The sequence below is a fragment of the Desulfonatronum sp. SC1 genome (genome assembly GCF_003046795.1).
Taxonomy (GTDB): domain Bacteria; phylum Desulfobacterota; class Desulfovibrionia; order Desulfovibrionales; family Desulfonatronaceae; genus Desulfonatronum.
In genome coordinates, this window is the sequence record NZ_PZKN01000064.1 from 1 (window position 1) to 3000 (window position 3000).

General features: G+C 53.6%; 1 rRNA gene. It reads right to left on the reverse strand.

From position 1 onward, the window contains the following. Positions 1 to 5: 5 nt before the first annotated feature. Positions 6 to 2961, reverse strand: a 23S ribosomal RNA gene (locus C6366_RS18300). Between the last annotated feature and the right edge of the window lie 39 nt (positions 2962 to 3000).

Below are 3000 nucleotides of genomic sequence, written 5' to 3' on the forward strand. Positions count from 1 at the left end.
ATAGAGAGGTTAAGACTCACGGTCTATTAGTACTGGTCAGCTGAGCGCATCGCTGCGCGTACACCTCCAGCCTATCAACCTGGTGGTCTACCAGGGACCTTTAGGGAATCACTTCCAGGGAGACCTAATCTTGAGGCAGGCTTCCCGCTTAGATGCTTTCAGCGGTTATCCTTGCCGAACGTAGCTACCCAGCTGTGCCGCTGGCGCGACAACTGGTCCACCAGAGGTTCGTCCATCCCGGTCCTCTCGTACTAGGGACAGGCCCTCTCAAGTCTCCTCCGCCCACAGCAGATAGGGACCAAACTGTCTCACGACGTTTTAAACCCAGCTCGCGTACCACTTTAAACGGCGAACAGCCGTACCCTTGGGACCTGCTCCAGCCCCAGGATGTGATGAGCCGACATCGAGGTGCCAAACCGCGTCGTCGATGTGAACTCTTGGACGCGATCAGCCTGTTATCCCCGGCGTACCTTTTATCCGATGAGCGATGGCCCTTCCATGCGGGACCACCGGATCACTAAGGCCGACTTTCGTCCCTGTTCGAGATGTCTCTCTCACAGTCAAGCTCCCTTATGCCTTTGCACTCAACGGCTGGTTTCCAATCAGCCTGAGGGAACCTTTGCACGCCTCCGTTACTCTTTGGGAGGCGACCGCCCCAGTCAAACTACCCGCCTGGCACTGTCTACGGTCAGGGTTCACTGACCAGTATTAGAGTTTTAGAACAACAAGGGTGGTATTTCAACGATGGCTCCCCCCATACTAGCGTACAGGGTTCATAGCCTCCCACCTATCCTACACATGATGCCCCAAAATTCAATGCCAGGTTATAGTAAAGGTGCACAGGGTCTTTCCGTCTTGCTGCGGGTAGACGGCATTTGCACCGCCACTTCAATTTCACTGAGTCTCTGGTCGAGACAGCGCGGAGATCGTTACGCCATTCGTGCAGGTCGGAACTTACCCGACAAGGAATTTCGCTACCTTAGGACCGTTATAGTTACGGCCGCCGTTTACCGGGGCTTCGGTTCAAAGCTTCGGTTGCCCTAACCTCTCCCCTTAACCTTCCGGCACCGGGCAGGCGTCAGTCTGTATACCGCGTCTTACGACTTCGCACAGACCTGTGTTTTTAGTAAACAGTCGCCCCCGCCGTTTCTCTGCGACTCTTCGATGCTCAGGGAGCAAGTCCCTTCACAAAAAAGAGCACCCCTTCTCCCGAAGTTACGGGGTCATTTTGCCGAGTTCCTTGACCAGAGTTTTCTCAAGCGCCTTGGGATACTCTCCCCGCCCACCTGCGTTGGTTTGCGGTACGGTCTGAAAGACATCTCGCTTAGAGGCTTTTCTAGGCAGCATGGGATGAGTCACTTCGTCATAAAGACTCGTCATCAGTTCTCGGCTTAAAGCCTCGCGGATTTGCCTACGAAGCCAGCCTACAACCTTGAACCGGGACGTCCAACACCCGGATGACCTACCCTTCTGCGTCCCCCCATCACTCAAACAATGTCTCACAGGTACAGGAATATTAACCTGTTTCCCATCAGCTACGCTTTTCAGCCTCGCCTTAGGGGCCGACTCACCCTGGGAAGATTATCTTTACCCAGGAAACCTTGGGCTTACGGCGAAGAAGTTTCTCACTTCTTTTATCGTTACTCATGCCAGCATGATCACTTCCCCGAAGTCCAGCAAACCTTCCGGTTCACCTTCATCCCGCGAGGAACGCTCCCCTACCGCGTACGTTAAACGCACACCCGTGGCTTCGGCATCGTGCTTAGCCTCGTTACATTTTCGGCGCGGAATCACTAGACCAGTGAGCTATTACGCTTTCTTTAAAGGATGGCTGCTTCTAAGCCAACCTCCTGGCTGTCTCAACAACTCCACTTCCTTTCCCACTGAGCACGAATTTGGAGGCCTTAGCCGACGGTCTGGGCTGTTTCCCTCTTGACTATGGACCTTCTCACCCACAGTCTGACTCCCAGGATAAAACGCACGGCATTCGGAGTTTGATAGGGTTTGGTAACCTGGTAGGGCCCCTAGCCCTTTCAGTGCTCTACCTCCGTGCGCGAATTACCTGAGGCTATACCTCAATATATTTCGGGGAGAACCAGCTATCACCGAGTTTGATTGGTCTTTCACCCCTATCCACAGGTCATCCAAAAGGTTTTCAGCCCTTACTGGTTCGAGCCTCCACTTGGTTTTACCCAAGCTTCACTCTGCCCATGGATAGATCACTCGGTTTCGGGTCTTATCCGCAGTACTCAATCGCCCTATTCAGACTCGCTTTCGCTACGGCTACGCCTCAGAAAGGCTTAACCTCGCACTACAAATAAACTCGCTGGCTCATTATGCAAAAGGCACGCTCTCACCCTGAATGCCCTCCGAAGAAAACAAACAATGGCTCGAACCGCTTGTAGGCAATTGGTTTCAGGTTCTCGTTTCACTCCCCTAACAGGGGTTCTTTTCACCTTTCCCTCACGGTACTAGTTCGCTATCGGTCGCCAGGGAGTATTTAGCCTTGGGAGATGGTCCTCCCGGATTCCCACGGGGTTTCACGTGCCCCGCGGTACTCAGGTACCTTCAGCGCTGCTGTTCGGTTTCGCGTACGGGCCTGTCACCCTCTATGGAGCACCTTCCCAAGTGCTTCCGCTACCTACTCGCAGATCGCTTTATGAAGGCCCTACAACCCCGCACGGTCGAAACCGCACGGTTTGGGCTCTTCCCATTTCGCTCGCCACTACTCTGGGAATCTCTCTTGATTTCTTTTCCTTCGGGTACTGAGATGTTTCACTTCCCCGAGTTCGCCTCCGGATAAATCCGGATGACTGGACATGACTCCAGCCGGGTTGCCCCATTCGGAAATCCCCGGGTCAAAGCCTGTTAGACGGCTCACCGAGGCTTATCGCAGCCTTCCACGTCCTTCATCGCCTCCTGGCACCAAGGCATCCGCCAATTGCCCTTAGTATCTTAACCTCTCTATTCTTCATTCCCTATGAAATTGTCAAAGATCAA